This is a genomic window from Pseudooctadecabacter jejudonensis (assembly GCF_900172275.1).
GTDB lineage: Bacteria > Pseudomonadota > Alphaproteobacteria > Rhodobacterales > Rhodobacteraceae > Octadecabacter > Octadecabacter jejudonensis.
The window spans coordinates 519038-538814 of record NZ_FWFT01000001.1; the positions used below are offsets into that span (position 1 = coordinate 519038).

Genomic DNA, 19777 nt, shown 5'->3' on the forward strand with positions numbered 1-19777 from the left:
ACCTCCGCCTTGGGGTTAACTTGACATTCCGTCAAAATTTGTCAAGGTGTCAGTGATGAAAGATGAAACGTCCCCCATTCTCGATGCCGCGTTGGAGGTGTTTGGCCGCTACGGGTACAAACGCGCCACCATGGGGGATATCGCCAAGGCCGCGGGCCTGTCGCGGCAAAGCCTTTATGCGCGGTTTGCTGGCAAAGATGACGTCTACGCCGCGGGCCTTGTTCTTTACGCCACCCGCATGACTGACGCGTTGACGGCGGCCTGGGCTGGCCGAACGGCGCTGTCTGATCAAATGAACGATCTGATGACCCTCGGCACCGTTCCGTCGTTTGAGATGTTGCGGGCCATGCCCGATGCCGCGGATATTCTGAACGCGGCCGAGACGGAGGCGGGCCAGCAGGCCATGACACAGGTCAAGGCGTTGAAGGTCGCACTTTTTGCAGACCTTCTCGCCCCTTATGAGGCCGCCTTGGCAGGTCACGGCCAGACCCCCGCCAGCCTTGCGACGTTCATGGAAACGGCCCTTCATGCCATGTTGATCACCTGCACGACCCGCGCAGACCTCGACGCTCAATTCGCATCCCTCAAGGCAAGTGTCCTGGCCCTGACCGATCAAACCTGATCCCTGCCGCACGCGCGGCGCGGGGATGTTACCATGTTCAAACTCCAGTGTTCAGGCCCCGGCCCGCAATGCGCTTGCGGGCAGACTTGCCGCAAACTCATCCGCAGGAACTGGACGTCCCAACAAAAAGCCCTGCACCGCTTCGCATCCAAGATCGACCGCCGCTTGCAGCTGCGTCTGCGTCTCGATCCCTTCGATCAGGACACCACAGCCCTGCAAAGACGCCACGCACGTCAGGGCCTCAAGGATATGGAATTGCGCGGGGTTTGTCTCCAAAGGGGCCACCAGCTGACGATCGACCTTAACCCGATGAGGTTTGATGGCCTGCAGCGCAACGACCGAGGAATGACCCGACCCGAAATCATCCAGATCAAACGGGATCCCCGCCGCCCGCATCTGCGCCAAAACAGCTGCGATGTCCTCGGTGATATCATCCAGAAACGCCGTCTCCAGCAATTCGAACGAAATGGCATGATGGGGCTGCAATTTCGACTGGACCTGATCCACAAATCCCGGCTGCATCAGATGATCGAACGAGATGTTCAGGGCCACCGTCGGGATCTCCAGCCCCGCATTGGCCCACCGCGTTTGATCCTTCAAAACAACATTCATGACGTATTCATCGAACCGTGACGCCAGGCCGGAGGTTTTGACAATCGGTAAAAAGTCCCCCGGCAAGATCAATCCGTTCTGGGGACAGTTCCAACGGACCAAAGCCTCCGCCCCGATGATCTCAAGGGTGCGGGTGTCGAACTGTGGCTGGTAATAACACTCAATCTCGCAGTCTTCCAACGCGCGCACCAGATCGACATACATCGACACATCCGAATGGGACGTGGTCTGCACATCCGGCTGAAACACCTTGTAGCACGACCGTCCCGCGGACTTGGCCGCATAAAGCGCCAGATCGGCATTTATGAAAACTTCGGACGGATCGGTGCTGTCCCCTTTAGCCAAGGCGACGCCGATACTGATGCCCACATGGCAGCGATGCCCTTGCAGGATCAGCGGCTCCTTCATTTGGTCGATCATACGTTGGCACAGCCGCGCGATGTCCGCTTCATCGGTGACCTTTTCAAGAAGGACCACAAATTCGTCCCCCCCGTTGCGGCACACCAGCCCATCATCCCCCACAAGGGTCCGCAAGGTTTCAGCAACGCGCACCAGCAGTTGATCCCCAACCGCATGCCCCATGGTGTCATTGATCTGCTTGAAGTGGTCCAGATCAATGTGCATCGCGGCAAAGCTGTCTTCGTCCCCCAACCGCGTCAGCAAATCTTCGACAGTTTCATCCAGCAGGCGTCTGTTCGCCAGCCCCGTCAATGCATCGTGGCGGCTGTCATGTTCCAGCCGTTGGCGCGCGGCCTCAAGCTCTTGCGTGCGTTTATGATCCTCGGTGACATCCAAATTCACCCCGACAAGCTTCCCTGCCCCCTCACCATCCGCCAAAAATCGCGCCATGGACCGGATATACCGAATGTCACCATCGCGCCGCACGATACGGTATTCGCCAAGATAATCGCGCCCTTCTTCAAGGGATTTATCCGCCTCTTGGGTGTTCTTTTCGCGATCGTCGGGGTGGAGATAGGTCTCCCACAAATTGTCAGACTGGTCGTTCTCTTGCCCCTCAAGCCCATAAATCGACAGCATCGTGTCATCCCAATTCACACGGGCCGTCGCACTGTCAAATTCCCAAATGCCAATCCCTGCAACATCGAGGGCCAGCTGAAATTTATTGGCCAATTCTTCCTGGGCGACCTGACGATCCTTGAGCAGGGTAATGTCCGTGTCCAGCCCGACCAATTCCAAAGGCGCACCGGTGTCATCCCAACTCATGACTTTGGCGCGGGACAGGATCCAGATCCAATCCCCCTCCATGGTCTGATAACGATATTCCAGCTCGAACGTCTCAGACGCGCCTGACACCAGATCTGCCGCCATTTTCTCGACCGCGGCGCGGTCCTGCGGGTGCACCCGACCATGCAACCAGGGGGCGGATTTCGGATCAATATAGGCGGATATATCCGGTTGGATTTTGCGCATCCGCCGCCAAGCATCGGTCACGCGCAACTTGTCTGAGGGGACGTTGAAACTCCAAACACCTTGATTGAGATGCTCAAGAAGAAAGCGCAGCCGCGTGCTGTCCGTGGCCAAATCCGGTATGATCTGACACAGGACGTGCGCGCCCAGATCATCATCTTCCATCACGTCCAGATTCAGAATGAAGGGACCGGGCCCCATCTCAACCGAAACAGGCTCAAATCCTTCGCCGGCCAGCACCTGACGAAGGGCCTCCGTCCCGTCGATCTTCGCTACCCGTGACAGGACCGCACAGAAATCCGCGCCGACACACTGCATTTTGTGCAGGCCAGTCAGGCCCTTAAAATCAAGGTTTGCAGCCAGGATTCTGCCATCTGCGTCCACCACAGCAGCAGGATGCACGATAACGGATACCAACTGCGACGCGCGTTGGTCACATTTGCGCTGCACCATCGAACCTTGTCCCTTGCCGTTACACTCGGTCTTCGAACGACGTTAGCACTGTGACTGCTCGAAAAAGTTAACGACCGCAGAAAACCCAGGGTTTTTGACAACAAAATTCGCGTTAAATGCAACAAAAACGGCAGATTGGCGGACCCTAGAGGATTCGAACCTCTGGCCTCTGCCTTCGGAGGGCAGCGCTCTATCCAGCTGAGCTAAGGGTCCACTTATGTCGCTATAGCTGCCCCTGCGAAGGGGTGCAACAGATCACGCAAAGAGTTTGTGACAAAGCTCCAGCGCATCCACAAGGCTGTCGACCTCATCGGTGGTGTTGTACATGCCGAACGACGCACGACACGACGCGGTGACCCCCATATGATCCATCAAAGGCCCGCAACAATGCTGCCCCGCACGCACGGCGACACCTTTTTTGTCCAGCACGGTTGAGATGTCATGGGCATGGGCCGCACCCTCCAACGTGAACGAGAATATGGCCCCCTTGCCTGCCGAATGGCCTTGCACGTTCAACCAATTCAGACCGTCCAACCGTTCGCGGGCATAATCGCGCAAATGACGTTCGTGGGCGGCGATGTTGTCCATGCCAAGGCCCATCATATAGTCCAACGCAACCCCCAGACCGATGGTCTGCACGATCCCCGGCGTGCCCGCCTCAAACTTGAACGGGGCATCGTTGTAGATCACCTCGTCCTTGTGGACCTCACGGATCATATCCCCGCCCCCGATAAAGGGCCGCATCTCAGCCATCCGGTCGGGGTGAATATAGATCGCGCCGGACCCAGACGGCCCGTAGAGTTTGTGCCCCGTCACGGGGTAAAAATCGCATCCCAGATCGGTAACATTCACCGGCATATGCACCGACGCCTGCGATCCATCGATCATCGTGGCAATGGCACGCGCGCGGGCGGCCTGACAAATGGTTTTGACATCGACGACAGTGCCCAACACGTTGGACATATGGGTCACCGCGATCAGCTTGGTGCGGTCCGTGCAGGCCTCCATCACCGCTTGCGGGTCCAGATCCCCGTTCACGTCCACATCGACCCAAACCAGCTTCACGCCCATCCGCTCGCGCAGAAAATGCCAAGGCACGATATTGGCGTGGTGTTCCATCACGCTGAGGACAATTTCATCCCCCTCGCGCAAATTCTCCATCGCCCAGCCGTAGGCCACCAGATTGATGCCTTCGGTGGTGCCTGAGGTGAAGATGATCGACGTCTCATCCTCAGCCCCCAAAAACCGCGCCACGATCCCGCGCACGCCTTCATACTTCTCGGTGGCAAGGTTGCTCAGATAATGCAGCCCGCGGTGCACATTCGAATATTCCTGCGTATAGGCCTTGGTGATCGCATCAATCACCACCTGCGGCTTTTGCGCCGAGGCCCCATTGTCCAGATACACCAACGGCTTGCCGTTCACCTCACGGCTGAGAATTGGAAAATCTGCGCGGACAGCCTCTACATCAAACCCCATCAGACAAGACCTCCAAACAACAGCGCAAAGACCGGCAGGGCAAACATCAACCCAAGGAACAGCACGAAAATCGACGCCAGAATGATCATCACCGATTTGCCCACACCGTCCAAAAGATGCGCTTCCTTCACCGAAAAGATCAAACCGCGCACGGTGACCACAACCACGAAAATGACCACCAGAAAGGCAATGAACGGAAAGGCAATGTTAATCACCGACGTCAGGACACTTAGAACCGTCATCGCAATTTGAAAGGCCGCCAACACCGCCAGAACCTGCGGCAACTCCCCCTGCCCGCCACTGCGCCGGCCGACCCAATGGATCAGATAGGCAATGATAACACCCAGCAGCGCCGACACCGCGCCCGTCGTCAGCGGCGACGCCTGTTCAATGACCTGCACCGACCCGTCGGGCATGTTCAATTCAAACGTCTGCACCCCGTAAAGTGCCACCGTCACCGCCGCCATGACGCCAGACATCACCCCCGACAGCACGATCATCAGGATCGACACATTCATCGGCAAATGCGCCGCCATGACAATCCGCGCCGCCTGCGCAGGGTCCCGGATATAAAGCTTGGTCAACGTCCAGACCGAGGTTGCAGAAAAATCCATCACGTCCCCTTCGACGTCTCAATCAGGCCCGACACCCAAAACCAAATCAGGGCCACAAACCAAAGCGCGCCCACCAATGTGGTGCCCGGATGATCCAACCCGTTGAACCCCACCAACAGCCCATAAAACAACGCCAAGGGCGATGCGGCCAACCAGCCCCAAAAGATCGCCAGTCGCGCCCCATAGGCGGTCGCATGGGGTCGCACGATGCGGGTGACGATATAGAACACCAGCGCAATCGCGTAAAACAGCAGCGGCGCAATCATCATCATCGCAAAGAACGCATAAATCGCATCGCGCTGAAAATCAGACCCGGTCTGAATGGCCGCCCGCTGCAAGGCGGGCAAACGCGACAAAAAGACCAACAAACAGCCGATCATCAGCCACGCAATTGCACGATCTTCCCGCACGCCCATGGCGTACAGGTCGCGCACCACGGCGCGCGGACCACGGTAGGTCCGCGCAATATCACGGCTGACCGGCATCAGCCCGCCCGACGTCCCAGCCAGCCTTCAAGGCGCGCATAAATCTCCTCGGCCAGCGTGTCGTCTGCGATCTCTTCCAGGGCTTCCGCCAAAAACGCCAACACCAGCAAATCCGTGGCCTGCGCATGGGGCACGCCCCGCGACCGAAGGTAATACAGCGCCTCCTCATCAATCGCACCAGAGGTCGAACCATGGGAACACGCCACATCATCGGCGTAAATCTCAAGTTCCGGCTTGGCGAGGAACTGGCTGTCCTCGTCCAGCAACAAAGACTGGCTGATCTGGTAGCCATCGGTCTTCTGGGCGCCCTCTTTCACCAGAATCTTGCCCTGAAACACACCCGTGGCCCCGTTGCGCAGCACCTTTTTGAACACCTGACGGCTTTCGCAATTCAGCGCATCATGGGTGATGAACACCGTGTCATCGTGGTGGAAATCATCCCCATCCCCCACACAGGCGCCCGCCACATGGGCCTGGGCATCGTCGCCCGTCAGCTCAATCACGCATTCGTTGCGCGTCAGCGTGCCGTTCATGGTCAATGTGAAAGACTTGAACACTGATTCCGTACCCAGCCGCGCAAAAATGCCCGTCACCGCACGGCGTTCGTGGTCACGCCCCTGCACGCGCACATGATGAAATGCGGCTTTGTCGGCCACATCGACCTCCATCACCTTGTTGAACCGCGCCGCGGCGGGTCCGGTCTCAAGAAGGGTCATCTCGGCCCCCTCTTCGACCTTCACAACATGGTGCAACATCGCATCCGAGGTTTCCGATTGGTGCAGATAAATCAGGTTCACCGGCTTGCTGACCTTGCCCGTGACGCGGATCACCACACCGTCGCTGGCGAAGGCTGTGTTCAACGCAGCAAGCGGGCGCGGCGTGTAGCCGTGTTCGTTTGCCTCCAGCTGACCATACAGGTCCTTCGCCCAGTGAATGTCCTTGCTCGCCGCATCGGCCAGACGTTCGATCTCAAGCCCCTCAAGAGCCAGATCGTCAGACGCCTCTGCATCAAACACACCGTCCACGAAAACGACCTTCAACCGGTCCACGTCCGCCCACAAAGGCCCCTCGTCGTTGTCAAACACCGCAGCCGGTGTGACATCGGCGACCACAAGGGACGCAGGCTTGGTGAATTTCCAATACTCATCGCGCGCATGGGGCAACCCCATGTCACGCACACGGGCCAGCGCCGCAGACCGCGCCTCAGCGGCCCAGGTGCCGCCCTCAGGCACGGTCAGGTCCGCCAAACGGGCCTCCGTCGCATCCGCCTTGATCTGTGGAAGCGCCATTACGCCACCTCCGCCAGAATGTCGGCATAGCCATTGTTTTCGACTTCCAAAGCCAGCTCAGGCCCGCCGGTTTTCACAATGCGACCGTCGGCCATAATGTGCACCACGTCGGGTTTGATGTGATCCAGCAGACGTTGGTAATGGGTGATCACCAGGAACCCACGGCCCGCATCACGCAGCGCATTGACGCCCTCGGACACCAGTTTCATCGCATCCACGTCAAGACCGGAATCCGTCTCGTCCAGGATGCACATCTTGGGCTCCAGCATGGCCATCTGCAAAATCTCGTTGCGCTTTTTCTCACCGCCGGAAAAGCCCACGTTGACGGGACGTTTCAGCATGTCGGCGTCAATCTTCAACGTCTTGGCCTTGGCGCGCACCTCTTTCAGGAAATCGCCTGCCGAAATTTCATCCTCACCGCGCGCTTTGCGCTGTGCGTTCACGGCAGTGCGCAGGAACGTCATGTTGCCCACACCGGGGATTTCAACCGGATACTGGAACGCCAGAAACAGGCCCGCCGCCGCGCGCTCTTCGGTTTCCATCTCCAACAGGTCTTCACCGTCCAGCGACGCGCTGCCGCCCGTGACTTCATAACCCTCTTTGCCGGACAACACGTAAGACAACGTGGATTTGCCCGACCCGTTGGGCCCCATGATCGCGTGCACCTTTCCAGGCTCAACGGTCAGGTTCACACCCTTGAGGATTTTCTTTTCCTCTTCTTCAAGTTCGACGTGCAAGTCTTTGATTTCCAGCATTTTATGCCCTTTCCAAATGCGACAGGAGGGCCCGCGCACGCGCGGCCCTCTGACATGAGTTTTCAGTTGTTGGTATGTGGTTTAGGTAACCAGCGCGGCGCTGGCCATCATATCGGCCACCCAGTTGGGCGGATAGAACTTCGCGTAAACCTCGGGTGCCAGTGCGACCAGATCGCCCTCGAACACCAGCGCGCCGAGAAAGCCCGCCGTTTGGACGGGGATCGCCGTTTTGCGCAGGCCCAGCACCAGCATCAACACAAGGCTGAGAACCAGCGCCAAAATGAACGACGTCGGCACATCCGCGATCATGGACGCCAGATCGACACCCTTGTCCGCTGCCAACGCCAAGGCGTCGTCCAGAAACCGAAAGTCCAGCCAGCGGCCCAGAATGACCGAAGCCACCCCGGACACGAGGGCTGCGACATACAAGACCATCCCCGCCTTTTTCTGCGTGGATTTCTGGCGCATCTTCACGCCTGCCTTGGCCAGAAAACGCCGTTCGTCGCGCACCTCGGCCAGGCCCTCTCCGGGCACTGTCCATGATGTCGTGTTGCCGCTTTCGATCTTGGCCATGCGTTCTGCAAAGGTTGTCTTGCTCACCGCCATAAAGGTCTCTCCCACGTCTGTCCGACGAAAGGGGTAGATAACCTATTGGGCCGAAATGTGGCGCAGGGTTGGCTGTGCTGCGGCGGGTGTCCGCAATTTGCACAAAATGAGGGCAGAGATCACGCATCATCACGTCCCCCCTGCTGCTTCAGACCCTGCGGGAAGGACGCATAAAGCGCCTCTTTGGACGCCGCGATCCCGTCCGCATAGCCCAACGGCCCCGTGGGCGCGCGTTTGGCCACAGCCTCAATTTCCATGGTCTCAATGGGCGTGCCCAGCGCACGGTGAATGCCCGCGGCGTAGTCGTGGAATTTCAACAGCGCGCCGCCGTGAATGCCCGCAGGGTTCAGCCAGGTGTTTGGAATGCCGAAGGCATCGGCCGTCACCAACCCGTGCAGGGATTGGCTGATCACATGGGCGCACGACGCAATGTCACGCACCACACGCAGGGGCACCTCATCGCGCACATCAATCAGCTTGATGCGCGGGTTGTCCGCGGCAATCTGGCGCAAACGCGGGTCATCGGCGTAATGCATATGCGGGACCAAACCCACGATATCCTGACGTGCAGGGGCCTCCCCCAGCACATCGGCAATCAACAGCCCCGGATCGCCAAACACACGGTCATCGCGGTTCATCAAAGCGGCCGTGATCGGCCCGCGCAACAAAGCCACGCGGGTGTGGTGCCGGAAGGCGCGGTTTGGCAGACCGGCCATTGTGCCCGTGCCCCACAAAAACGGTTTGCGTCCGCTGTCCCGCGGGGCCGTCTGGTGGCTGGCCACGGATTTCATCAGGCTGCCCAGCGCATACATCTCGCAATTGCCATGGTGCGCCCATTTCACATCGCGTTTGGACACATGGGACACGATATTGGCCGAAATGGCATCGCCGAAATTGGGTTCATCGCGATACCAATACAGACGCAGCGGCGCCGTATAGGGCGTGTCCCGAACGGGGGTCACAGCTGGATCAGAATGGGCAGGCACTTGCGTCATGCGGCCGCCTGTCTGTCTGTCTTCGGGGCCGCCAGAACATCCTGCGGCAGATGGGCTACAAACTGTTTGGCCGCCTTGGGGTCACAGGCCCCACGGCGGCCGAGTTCATCCAGACAATGCAACGTCAGATCATAGCTTTCGAACACCACCGCCGCAGCAATCGCCAGCTGTTTCAATTGATGTTCCGTCACCGTGCCGATGTCTTCGATGTTGCGAATATAAACCGCATCCCCATCCAACAGCTGCGATCCCACCGATTTGCGATCCAACTGCCGCCATTGGCTGTGTTTGACCGGCAAAGCCTTTTGCGTCAGGAACTTATGCAACTGGAACCCTTGGGCGCGCAGCTCTGCATCCAAATCGCCCCACAGCGGCTCATCCTCATACATGCGGATAAACCGCACCTCGGGGATGACAACCATGGCCTCCGACAAGGTGGTCCGCCCGCCTTGCATCACCGACAACTCCCCGCCCTGCAGATCCATCTTCAACAGATCGACCTTGGGCATATCGGGGATGCTATCGACCGTGACCATATCCATCTCAATCTCGGTGATCTCTTTTTGATACCACCTCTCACGGCCCAGAAAATCAGCCGTGGGTTTGTAGATCTTGAACAGCGACGACAGCACCGCGAATTCATGGGCGTAATAAATGCCCTTGCCCTCGGGCCCCACGGCCTGCGGAAAATAGGTGGCATTGTCGCGCGGCTGTTTTTGCAGTTCCGCAAAGGCACGCGGGTTGGGCTCAAACCCCCAGACGTGGCACATCCCTTCCTCGATCAACAGCTGATAATCTGGCACGTTGATCGGGTTGGCCCCCACATCAAGGATCTTCATATCCTCAGGCGCCAAAGTCTCTTTCAGGAACATCAGCCGATCACGGTTCGTGCGTGCCATATCCAACCACCTCACGTCAGGGAAAGGGCGCACCTGTAATGCGCCCCCAACAGCCCAAAGGCCGCCTAGCCCACCGACCCTTCCAAAGAGATCGCAACCAAGGCCTGTGCTTCCATGGCAAACTCCATCGGCAAAGCCTGCAACACTTCCTTGCAGAACCCGTTGACGACCAAGGCCACGGCCTCTTCCTCGTCCATGCCACGGCTGCGGCAATAAAACAGCTGATCGTCATCCACCTTCGATGTGGTCGCCTCATGCTCGACGCGAGACGAATTGTTCTTAACCTCGATATACGGCACCGTATGCGCCCCGCATTTGTCGCCAATCAGCAGGCTGTCACACTGGGTATAATTGCGGCTCTCCTTGGCCTTGGGATGCATGGACACAAGGCCACGATAGGTGTTCTGCGCCTTACCGGCACTGATCCCCTTGGACACAATGCGTGACTTGGTGTTCTTGCCCAAATGCACCATCTTTGTGCCCGTGTCGGCCTGCTGCATGTTATTGGCAATGGCGATGGAATAGAACTCACCCTGGCTGTCGTCCCCACGCAGGATGCAGCTTGGATATTTCCACGTCACCGCAGACCCGGTTTCCACTTGCGTCCACATCACCTTGGACCGGTCACCCCGACAATCGGCACGTTTCGTCACAAAGTTATAGATCCCGCCCTTGCCGTTCTCATCGCCCGGATACCAGTTCTGCACGGTGGAATATTTCACCTCTGCATCGTCCAGAATGACAATCTCAACCACCGCCGCATGCAGCTGTGCGATGTCACGCTGGGGCGCCGTGCAGCCCTCCAGATAGGACACGTAGGATCCTTCCTCAGCGATGATCAGCGTGCGTTCAAACTGACCGGTGTTTTCAGCATTGATGCGGAAATACGTGGACAGCTCCATCGGGCATTTCGTGCCCTTGGGGATGTACACAAACGACCCGTCCGAGAACACGGCTGAATTCAACGTCGCATAGAAATTGTCCTGCACCGGCACAACGGAGCCCAAATATTTCTTCACCAGCTCAGGATGCTCTTTGATCGCCTCGGAGATCGAACAGAAAATCACGCCCGCCTTCTTCAACTCATCCTGAAAGGTCGTGCCCACGGACACAGAATCAAACACCGCATCCACAGCCACCTTGCGCGGGGCGTCGGACATCTCTTCGGCGCCCTCAACACCGGCCAGAATGGCCTGCTCTTTCAACGGAATGCCCAGCTTTTCGTAGGTCGCCAGCAACTTGGGGTCGACCTCATCCAACGACTTGGGCTTCACCTCCATGCTTTTGGGGCGCGCATAGTAATACTGATCCTGAAAATCGATCTCAGGATAATCCACCATCGCCCACTCAGGCTCTTTCATTTCCAGCCAGCGGGCATAGGCAGCCAAACGCCACTCCAGCATCCACTCCGGCTCTTCATTCTTTTGGGAAATCAGCCGTACGATGTCCTCGGTCAGCCCCTTGGGGGCATAGTCCATCTCAATGTCAGTGTTCCAGCCGTACTTGTAGTCACCGCCCAGCTTCTTGACGGCATCCACCGTCTCCTGCTCGACACCTTCTTTGACCTCAACGTGATCTACGACGTTCATGTGGCTCTCCTCATGTCACACCGACCGCTGCCGGTGGCGCTTTTGCTTCTGTGTCCAGACGTCGACAAACCGCATGACGTCCTCTTGTGTTGTTTCAGGTCCCAGCGACACGCGAATGGCGCTCGCCGCAAGGTCCTCGTCAAATCCCATGGCCTGCAGAACGGTGCTGGCCTTGACCTTCCCGCTTGAACAGGCCGATCCCGCCGAAATCGCGATGCCCGCCAGATCCATCGCCATCACCTGCGTCTCTCCCTTCCAGCCGGGTGTGATCATGCAAGTGGTGTTGGGCAAACGGGCCGCGCCTTTCCCGACTAAAATAGTCTCCTTACTGGCAGCCTCAACCCCACTTTCTAGAATATTTCTAAGTTTCTCGACACGGCTCCACACCCCGTCCTCAAGATCGCGCAAAGCCGCCCCGATCGCAGCCCCCATACCCGCAATCCCGATCACGTTCTCGGTGCCCGACCGGCGCCCCATTTCCTGGCCCCCACCGGTGATCTGGGCCGCCACATCCGTGCCTTGGGGAAAGACCAAAGCGCCCACACCCTTGGGCCCGCCAAACTTGTGCGCCGATAAAAACCCCATTCCAATGCCGGCCCAGGAAAACGCAAACGGCAGCCGCCCGACCCCTTGGGTCAAATCCGACACGGCAAGGCCCTGCGGCAACGCCTGCACCACCCCCGTTTCCGAATTGGCCCATTGCAAAACGGATCGCGCAGGCTCCTCCACCGTCACGCGGCCCTGCCCATCCACCGGCAAAACCGGATCAATCCAGCCCGCAACGGCATCATGTTCCACCGCAGCCCCCAGCAAATCACGGCCCTTGCACGCCAAAGCCGCAGCCTCTGTGGCCCCCGACACAAACACAACATCCGCACCAGACGCCCCAATGGCATCGGCCACCTGCACCCGCGCCGCCTCAACCAGCCCCTTGGCCGCTCGGCCCTCGGCATGCACGGACGACGGATTACCGGCCACATCCATGGCCGCAACCATCGCCTCCCGTGCCTCAGCCCGCACAGGCGTCGTGGCGTTATAGTCCAGATAAACACGGCTCATGGCGCGCGACCGCCCTGCCCCAAACCCGTCTTCGCTGTTTCAAAAATATGCAAACCGCCGACATATCCAAAAGCACGATCGAGCAACCGCCCGCAGGGCGCCACCCGCCCGCCGCAGGCGCCGATCGTCAGATCGTCCCAAGCCCTCATTCGTCGACCACCTCAAACAGGCTTGGCACCGCAGGGCACGGCGCCAACCCGTTGCCCACCACATCCGACAACCGCGTCTGGTGCAAAAACACGTAGACATGCGCGCTCAGCCCCTCCCACAACCGGTTCGTCATCGATTGCGCCCGGCTGCCCGACACAGCACCAGATGCGCCCGCACCGGTGTGCATCGCCGAAACGGTCTCATCCACCGCCGACAAAATCTCCACCACACGGATCTCGGACGCGGGCTTGGCCAGCTGATACCCGCCCCCCGGGCCGCGCACCGACGACACAAGCCCCCCACGCCGTAGCTTCACAAACAACTGCTCCAGATAAGGCAGCGATACACCTTGACGCTTGCTCAACTCCCCAAGGCTCACCAACTCGCCCTCGGGCTGCAGCGCAATATCCGCAAGTGCCACCATGGCATACCGCCCCTTGGTGCTTAGTTTCATGGCTCATCCCCCGCACAATCCAGTGCCAAACCGCCTCAGGCGTTGACGACACCCCAGCGCCCCGATACTTCATGACAACCCCTAAGGGCACACACCGCCCCCAAGGAAATTAGAATCTTTCTAAAGTGCCTGAGTGTTTCCGTCAACAATCAAGCCAAACCAAGAACGGACCAAAATGCCCGAAGTCATCTTCCCTGGCCCAGAAGGCCGCCTCGAAGGCCGCTACCACCCCCAAAAAGAACGCGACGCGCCGATTGCAATCGTGCTGCACCCGCACCCCCAGTTCGGCGGGACGATGAACAACAAGGTCGTCTATAACCTGCACTACGCGTTCTACAACATGGGCTTTACGGTGCTGCGGTTCAACTTCCGCGGCGTGGGACGCAGCCAAGGCGAATATGATCAGGGCGTGGGTGAGCTGTCGGACGCCGCCTCTGCCCTCGACTACCTGCAATCCATGAACACCAACTCCAAACACTGCTGGGTCGCAGGCTTTTCCTTTGGCGCCTGGATCGGCATGCAACTGCTGATGCGCCGGCCTGAGATCACGGGCTTCATCTCCGTCAGCCCGCCCGCCAATATGTACGACTTCAGCTTCCTCGCCCCCTGCCCCTCATCAGGTCTGATCATCAACGGGGCCGCAGACCGCGTGGCGCCCCCCGCCGATACCGTCAGCCTTGTGAACAAACTGCACGAACAAAAAGGCATCACGATCACCCACGAAGAGGTCGAGGGCGCGGGCCACTTCTTTGAGGACCCCCACATGGATCCGATGATCGACAGCGTGCAATCCTACGTCAAACGTCGCCTGACGGAGAACACCCGCTGATGTCCGACAGCGTAAACAAACTGGCGGCCAAAATGGCCGAGGATTGCCTCGAACTTCAGGACGCACTGGATGAACCGCGGCTTTTCGTGGAACTGGGAGAGGCCCTGGGCGCGGCCTCCCAAACCCTGGAAGAGGCCTTTCTGACCGAAATCCGCATTCGTCTCGCGGAACGGTCGGGTCGCAAATTCCTTGAGACCCGCGTGGCCCAGCTGCGTGCCGAAAAGGGGATCTAACATCCAGCAGGCCGATCACATCGCGATCCCACTGCTCAACGGCAGCGCAGGCCTCGCCCAAGTGGCCCTGGCGACAGAACGCGCGGTCTTGCTCTTCCTCACGGCCAAACCCGCCCCCCATAAGGGCCAGATCGCCCCCCTGCGCGCGGCCGACGTGGTCTCCATCCTGCCGGTCACCCGCGCGGGCCTGGGCGACACCCAATGGCCGATCCTTGGATACGATGCCCTGCCCCGCGCGGTCCCGATTGACCCCGCCGCCCTGGATCAAGACCTTCATGATCCAGCACTGGTCGAAGCCTTCGTAAATGCGCTGCACGGCCTTTATCCGTGGGATGCTTTCCCCGACCCCAAGATCTTCAACGCGTTGCTGCGCCCCGATCAGGACGGGGGGCAATTGACCCCCAGCACAGCGCGTCTCACATCTCAAATGTAAAAACTCGGACAACAAAAGCCGTCATCTGGCACAAAACCGCATCCCGCTGACACCAAAATTCCGGAATTTTGGTCCCACCCCTAAAATTACATAATTTTAGGCGCCTCCCAAAGAAACGTTCCCGCATGCCCATCCCCACACCAGCTGACCGCATCGCCCCCCAACTGGCCTTCCTGGCTGAGGCCGACAAACTGAAAACCATCACCCGCGCCAATCCTCTGGCCGATGGCTCCCGCCTTGAAAATTCCGCCGAACACTCGTGGCATCTGTGTCTCTGGGCGTTGGTGTTTGAAGATCAGTCCAGAGGCGCAAATCTCGCCCGGGTCTGGTCCATGCTGCTGCTTCATGACCTCGTTGAAATCGATGCAGGCGATCATCCGATCCACCTGCCCCACGATGCCGATGCCGTCCACGCCGCCGAACGGGCCGCCGCCGACCGCCTTTTCGGCCTGCTGCCCCCCGATCAAACCATCGCCTTCCGCACCCTGTGGGATGAGTTTGAGGACGGCTCCACCACCGATGCCGCCTTCGCCCGCATGCTCGACAAAGCGCAACCGATGTTTCTGGCCCTGTCCAATCCCCACATGACGCCCACCGACCGCGATGTGCTCCACCAGATCCAGACAACCGGACGCTTCGGCCACCTGCACGACGACTGGCCTGAGGTCTTCGACCTTGCCAGCGCATTGCTCAACCGCCGCCAACCGGTGGTGTCCGAAACCCTTGCCGCCCGCATGCGCTTCGTGATGGAGGCCGACCGCCTCAAATCCGTGACGCGAGGCACCACGATCCACGACGGCTCCCGCCGCGAAAACTCGGCTGAGCACAGCTGGCACATCATGCTCTGGGCGCTGACCTTGCAAGAACACAGCACGCAGCCCGTGCGGATCGAAAGGGTGCTGCAAATGCTTCTGTTGCATGACCTGGTTGAGGTCGACGCAGGCGACAATCCGATCCACGGCACCTTCGACGCCGCCGCAGTCGCGGCCCAGGAACAGGCCGCCGCAACCCGCATCTTTGGCCTGCTGCCCGCGGTCCAATCCGCCCCCCTGCGCGCCATCTGGGATGAGTTTGAGGCCGCGGCCAGCCCCGATGCGATCTTCGCCAAATCCCTCGACCGTGCGCAACCGCTGACCTGCAACCTGGCCACCGACGGGGGCAGCTGGCGCGATTACAACGTCACCCGCGACCAGATCGAGACCCGCGTGGGCGTCAAAGTCAAACGGGGTGCCGCAGCCGTCTGGGACGCACTTTGTCCCGAAATCGACGCATGGTTTGCGGCCAATACCTGACCGCCGGGTGAACAGCTGTGCCACCCTGCAGCCATACGCATGCCATACGCCAGCCATACGCCAGCCATACGACGAATTTTTGACAAAGCCTTCACCGCGTGACACGCACATCTATATGTATACATTTGCATACGACCCCTTTTCTTGACAGCAGCAATGGTCTATCCGACCCTCAAATCACAGCCAGATGAAGGGGACCGAACCCATGGACAAGATCAAAGTCACAGGCCAAATCGTTGAGATGGACGGCGATGAAATGACCCGCATCATGTGGGCCTTCATCAAGGACAAACTGATCCTGCCCTATTTGGACATCGATCTGCTCTACTACGATCTCGGGATGGAAAACCGCGACGCCACAGACGACCAAGTCACCGTGCAAGCCGCTGAAAAAACGAAAGAAGTCGGCTGCGCCGTCAAATGCGCCACCATCACCCCCGACGAAGGCCGCGTCGAGGAATTCGGCCTCAAAAAGATGTGGAAATCCCCCAACGGCACGATCCGCAACATCCTGGGCGGCGTCGTCTTCCGCGCGCCCATCATTTGCAAGAACGTCCCCCGTCTGGTGCCAGGCTGGACAAACCCCATCGTCATCGGGCGCCACGCCTTTGGCGACCAGTACAAAGCCACGGACATGAAATTCCCCGGGCCCGGCAAACTGACCATGAAATTCGTCGGCGAAGACGGCGAGGTCATCGAACATGAAGTCTACGACGCCCCCTCCTCCGGCGTCTACATGGGCATGTACAACCTCGACAAATCCATCGAGGATTTCGCACGTGCGTCCTTCAATTACGGCCTCAACCTTGGTTGGCCCGTGTATCTCAGCACCAAAAACACCATTCTAAAACAATACGATGGCCAGTTCATGCTGATCTTCCAACAGATCTTTGACGCAGAATTCAAAGACAAATTCGAAGAGGCCGGCATCTGGTACGAACACCGCCTGATCGACGACATGGTGGCCTCTGCCATGAAATGGTCCGGCAAATTCGTCTGGGCCTGCAAAAACTACGACGGCGACGTCCAATCCGACACCGTCGCACAGGGCTTTGGCTCGCTCGGCCTCATGACCTCGCAACTCATGACCCCCGACGGCAAAATCGTCGAGGCCGAGGCCGCCCACGGTACCGTCACCCGCCACTACCGCCAACATCAGGCGGGCGAAGCGACCTCAACCAACTCCATCGCCTCGATCTATGCGTGGACCGGCGCCCTGAAACACCGCGCCAAACTCGATGAGAACGCGGCGTTAACGAATTTTGCAGAAACTCTTGAGAGAGTAATCGTCGAAACAGTCGAATCCGGTTTCATGACCAAGGACCTTGCCCTCCTCGTGGGTCCCGATCAAAGCTGGCTGACGACAACGGGGTTCCTCGAAAAGATCGATGAGAACCTCCAAAAGGCTTTGGGGTAAAATACCTAATCGGCCCTCCTGATCAGGCCACCCGCCAAAGCCGCGGGTGGCCTTTTCGCTGGACAGCCCACCGTCTGCCCCCTACGCGTAAAACCCATGGCCGACGACACCCGCATCCCACCCAAAAACCGCCCCCGCCGTCATACCCTGCTTGAGGATGTGCAAGGCCTGCTCACGGGCACGACCATGGCGGCAACAGGCCTTGTTTTCCTGACGCATTTGGGGCTTATCACAGGCCAGACTGCAGGCCTTGCGCTGCTGATCAGCTATGCCACAGGCTACAGCTTTGCGCTCACCTTTTTCGTCGTGAACCTGCCGTTCTACTGGCTTGGCCTTCAACGCATCGGCACGCGCTTCGTCCTGAAAACGCTGATCTCCGTGGCGCTTGTTTCCGGCTTTTCTATCCTGTTCCCCGCGCTGATCACCTTCGACACCCTCAACCCCGTCTTCGGGGTCATCGTCTTCGGCCTGCTCACAGGTGCGGGCCTTCTGGCCATCTTCCGCCACGGCGCAAGCCTCGGCGGTGTCGGCATTCTGGCCCTCTATGTTCAAGAAAAAACCGGCTTTCGCGCAGGCTTGGTGCAACTGGCCTTTGATGCCTGCATCTTTCTGGCCGCCTTCGCCCTCCTCAACGTCTCCGCCGTCTTGCTCTCGCTGCTCGGCGCGCTGATCGTCAACCTGATCATCACCTTCAATCACCGCAAAGATTGGTACGTCGCCACCTGAGGTCCCCCATGCCCACCCATCTCATCACCCTCCTCGTCGCCGTGATCTTTGAAACCATCGGCACCACCGCGCTGCAGGCCAGCCAGCAGTTTACCAAACCTCTACCTTCCGTGATCGTGGTGATCAGCTATGCGGCGGCCTTCTACTTGCTGGCGCTCACCCTCAAACACATGCCCGTGGGCATCATGTATGCGATCTGGTCGGGCTCCGGCATCGTGCTCATCGCCCTCATCGGCTGGGTCGTCTTTCGCCAAACCCTTGATCTGCCTGCCATTATCGGAATGACACTGATCCTGACCGGCATCGTTATCATTCAAGTGTTCAGCAAAACCGCAACGCACTAACACCGCCCCTTGCTCCCCCGCTTCTTTGGGTCAAAAATACCTCAGGGGTGAGGGCCGCCAAAGCGGCCCGAGGGGACAGCGTCCCCCAAACCCCCGCCGCGCGCCCGCGCGCGCGGGTCGGATTTGCCCCGCAAATTCGAAACGGACAAAGGACAGACCATGACGTCATTTCGCGACCTTCACCAACCGGGCAACCCTTTCATCCTCGCCAACGTCTGGGATGCAGGCTCCGCGCGCATGTTGGCGGCCATGGGCGCACAGGCTTTGGCGACAAGCTCGGCAGCCCATGCCTTTACGCTGGGCCGCCCCGATGGCCTCGGCGTCACCCGCGATGAGGCGCTGGCCCATGCCCAAGACATCGTGGCCGCCACCCGCCTTCCGGTGCAGGGCGATTTTGAAAACGGCTGGGGCGATGACCCCGACACCGTGGCCGAAACCGTGCGCCTCGCCGCCGAAGTGGGCCTTGCAGGCATCTGCATCGAAGACATCGCCCTGCCCTCACCGGATGCCTACGACATGGACCTCGCCACCGACCGCATTCGCGCCGCGGCCTCCGCCGCCCGCGCCTTGCCCCGCGATTTTGTCCTGACCGCACGGGCGGACGGCATCATGACGGGCGCCTACGATATCGAACAGGCGATCCAACGTCTGCAGGCGTTTGAGGCCGCAGGCGCGGATTGTCTTTACGCGCCTCTTCCCAAATCAATGGCCGACGTGGCGCGCATTTGCTCAAGCGTCTCAGCGCCCGTCAATGTCTTGGTGGCAGGCCCGACCTATACCGCCCAAACCCGCGACGCCTTTGCCCGCGCGGGGGCCGCGCGTCTGTCGCTGGGGTCTGCCATGGCACGGGCCGCCCACAGGGTCATCCACGACGCGGCCGAGGCCATGCTGGGGCGCGGGGATTTCTCGGCGCTTGGCACCTCAATCTCTGGCGACACCGTTGATGGCCTCCTGAGACACGGCACACCCCCCCCCTGAACGCAAAAGCGCGGCGGAAAATCCGCCGCGCCTACG

General features: G+C 59.4%; 21 protein-coding genes and 1 tRNA gene. 9 read left to right on the forward strand and 13 right to left on the reverse strand.

The annotated features are described in order from the left end of the window. Positions 1 to 55 precede the first annotated feature (55 nt). Positions 56 to 622, forward strand: a complete 567-nt coding sequence (locus tag PSJ8397_RS02455; RefSeq protein WP_085862962.1) for a TetR/AcrR family transcriptional regulator — start codon at positions 56 to 58, stop codon at positions 620 to 622. A 51-nt stretch (positions 623 to 673) separates the two neighbouring features. Here the strand turns inward: PSJ8397_RS02455 and PSJ8397_RS02460 are convergent, their stop codons facing one another. The 13 genes from PSJ8397_RS02460 to iscR all read right to left on the reverse strand — a co-directional run bounded on the left by PSJ8397_RS02460 (position 674) and on the right by iscR (position 13489). Then, positions 674 to 3115, reverse strand: a complete 2442-nt coding sequence (locus PSJ8397_RS02460; protein WP_085862963.1) for a sensor domain-containing protein — start codon at positions 3113 to 3115, stop codon at positions 674 to 676. 136 nt (positions 3116 to 3251) lie between these two features. Beyond that, a tRNA-Arg gene (locus PSJ8397_RS02465) sits at positions 3252 to 3328 on the reverse strand. Positions 3329 to 3370: 42 nt separating this feature from the next. Next, complete coding sequence (locus tag PSJ8397_RS02470; RefSeq protein ID WP_085862964.1) at positions 3371 to 4594, reverse strand: cysteine desulfurase; 1224 nt, start codon at positions 4592 to 4594, stop codon at positions 3371 to 3373. Beyond that, the gene (locus PSJ8397_RS02475; protein ID WP_085862965.1) at positions 4594 to 5208 is read right to left on the reverse strand and encodes a YIP1 family protein; all 615 of its coding nucleotides are present in this window, start codon (positions 5206 to 5208) and stop codon (positions 4594 to 4596) included. Before PSJ8397_RS02475 ends, PSJ8397_RS02470 begins: the two co-directional genes overlap by 1 nt. Beyond that, entirely contained in the window at positions 5208 to 5693 is a 486-nt protein-coding gene (locus tag PSJ8397_RS02480) for a hypothetical protein (protein WP_085862966.1), read from the reverse strand. Before PSJ8397_RS02480 ends, PSJ8397_RS02475 begins: the two co-directional genes overlap by 1 nt. Beyond that, positions 5693 to 6982, reverse strand: a complete 1290-nt coding sequence (gene sufD, locus PSJ8397_RS02485; RefSeq protein WP_085862967.1) for a Fe-S cluster assembly protein SufD — start codon at positions 6980 to 6982, stop codon at positions 5693 to 5695. The genes PSJ8397_RS02480 and sufD overlap by 1 nt, the downstream gene beginning before the upstream one ends. After that, a complete protein-coding gene (gene sufC, locus PSJ8397_RS02490) occupies positions 6982 to 7737 on the reverse strand; it encodes a Fe-S cluster assembly ATPase SufC (RefSeq protein ID WP_085862968.1) in 756 nt (251 codons plus the stop codon). The genes sufD and sufC overlap by 1 nt, the downstream gene beginning before the upstream one ends. An 81-nt stretch (positions 7738 to 7818) precedes the next feature. Further along, a complete protein-coding gene (locus PSJ8397_RS02495; protein ID WP_085862969.1) occupies positions 7819 to 8343 on the reverse strand; it encodes a hypothetical protein in 525 nt (174 codons plus the stop codon). A 119-nt stretch (positions 8344 to 8462) separates the two neighbouring features. Beyond that, the gene (locus tag PSJ8397_RS02500) at positions 8463 to 9338 is read right to left on the reverse strand and encodes a polysaccharide pyruvyl transferase family protein (RefSeq protein ID WP_085862970.1); all 876 of its coding nucleotides are present in this window, start codon (positions 9336 to 9338) and stop codon (positions 8463 to 8465) included. Then, positions 9335 to 10237 (reverse strand): FkbM family methyltransferase, encoded by a 903-nt coding sequence (locus PSJ8397_RS02505; protein WP_085862971.1) that lies wholly within the window; start codon positions 10235 to 10237, stop codon positions 9335 to 9337. Before PSJ8397_RS02505 ends, PSJ8397_RS02500 begins: the two co-directional genes overlap by 4 nt. A 65-nt stretch (positions 10238 to 10302) precedes the next feature. Then, entirely contained in the window at positions 10303 to 11826 is a 1524-nt protein-coding gene (gene sufB / locus PSJ8397_RS02510) for a Fe-S cluster assembly protein SufB (protein ID WP_085862972.1), read from the reverse strand. Between the two features lie 15 nt (positions 11827 to 11841). Beyond that, entirely contained in the window at positions 11842 to 12885 is a 1044-nt protein-coding gene (locus PSJ8397_RS02515) for a cysteine desulfurase family protein (RefSeq protein WP_085862973.1), read from the reverse strand. Between the two features lie 145 nt (positions 12886 to 13030). Next, entirely contained in the window at positions 13031 to 13489 is a 459-nt protein-coding gene (iscR, locus tag PSJ8397_RS02520; protein ID WP_085862974.1) for a Fe-S cluster assembly transcriptional regulator IscR, read from the reverse strand. 175 nt (positions 13490 to 13664) lie between these two features. On the opposite strand from iscR, the gene PSJ8397_RS02525 reads away from it, so the two are divergent. The 8 genes from PSJ8397_RS02525 to PSJ8397_RS02560 all read left to right on the forward strand — a co-directional run bounded on the left by PSJ8397_RS02525 (position 13665) and on the right by PSJ8397_RS02560 (position 19741). Continuing rightward, a complete protein-coding gene (locus tag PSJ8397_RS02525) occupies positions 13665 to 14318 on the forward strand; it encodes an alpha/beta hydrolase (RefSeq protein ID WP_085862975.1) in 654 nt (217 codons plus the stop codon). Continuing rightward, on the forward strand, positions 14318 to 14551 hold the full coding sequence (locus PSJ8397_RS02530) for a hypothetical protein (RefSeq protein ID WP_085862976.1): 234 nt from the start codon (positions 14318 to 14320) through the stop codon (positions 14549 to 14551). The genes PSJ8397_RS02525 and PSJ8397_RS02530 overlap by 1 nt, the downstream gene beginning before the upstream one ends. Then, positions 14532 to 14984: a hypothetical protein gene (locus PSJ8397_RS02535; protein WP_143515324.1), complete on the forward strand. Its 453-nt coding sequence runs from the start codon at positions 14532 to 14534 to the stop codon at positions 14982 to 14984. The genes PSJ8397_RS02530 and PSJ8397_RS02535 overlap by 20 nt, the downstream gene beginning before the upstream one ends. A gap of 125 nt (positions 14985 to 15109) precedes the next feature. After that, the gene (locus PSJ8397_RS02540; protein ID WP_085862978.1) at positions 15110 to 16276 is read left to right on the forward strand and encodes an HD domain-containing protein; all 1167 of its coding nucleotides are present in this window, start codon (positions 15110 to 15112) and stop codon (positions 16274 to 16276) included. A 205-nt stretch (positions 16277 to 16481) separates the two neighbouring features. Then, positions 16482 to 17693, forward strand: coding sequence for an NADP-dependent isocitrate dehydrogenase (locus PSJ8397_RS02545; RefSeq protein ID WP_085862979.1), 1212 nt, complete (start codon positions 16482 to 16484; stop codon positions 17691 to 17693). 96 nt (positions 17694 to 17789) lie between these two features. Then, positions 17790 to 18419, forward strand: a complete 630-nt coding sequence (locus tag PSJ8397_RS02550) for a YitT family protein (RefSeq protein WP_085862980.1) — start codon at positions 17790 to 17792, stop codon at positions 18417 to 18419. An 8-nt stretch (positions 18420 to 18427) separates the two neighbouring features. Next, positions 18428 to 18763: a DMT family transporter gene (locus tag PSJ8397_RS02555; RefSeq protein WP_085862981.1), complete on the forward strand. Its 336-nt coding sequence runs from the start codon at positions 18428 to 18430 to the stop codon at positions 18761 to 18763. 159 nt (positions 18764 to 18922) lie between these two features. Beyond that, positions 18923 to 19741: an isocitrate lyase/PEP mutase family protein gene (locus PSJ8397_RS02560; RefSeq protein WP_085862982.1), complete on the forward strand. Its 819-nt coding sequence runs from the start codon at positions 18923 to 18925 to the stop codon at positions 19739 to 19741. Positions 19742 to 19777 lie beyond the last annotated feature (36 nt).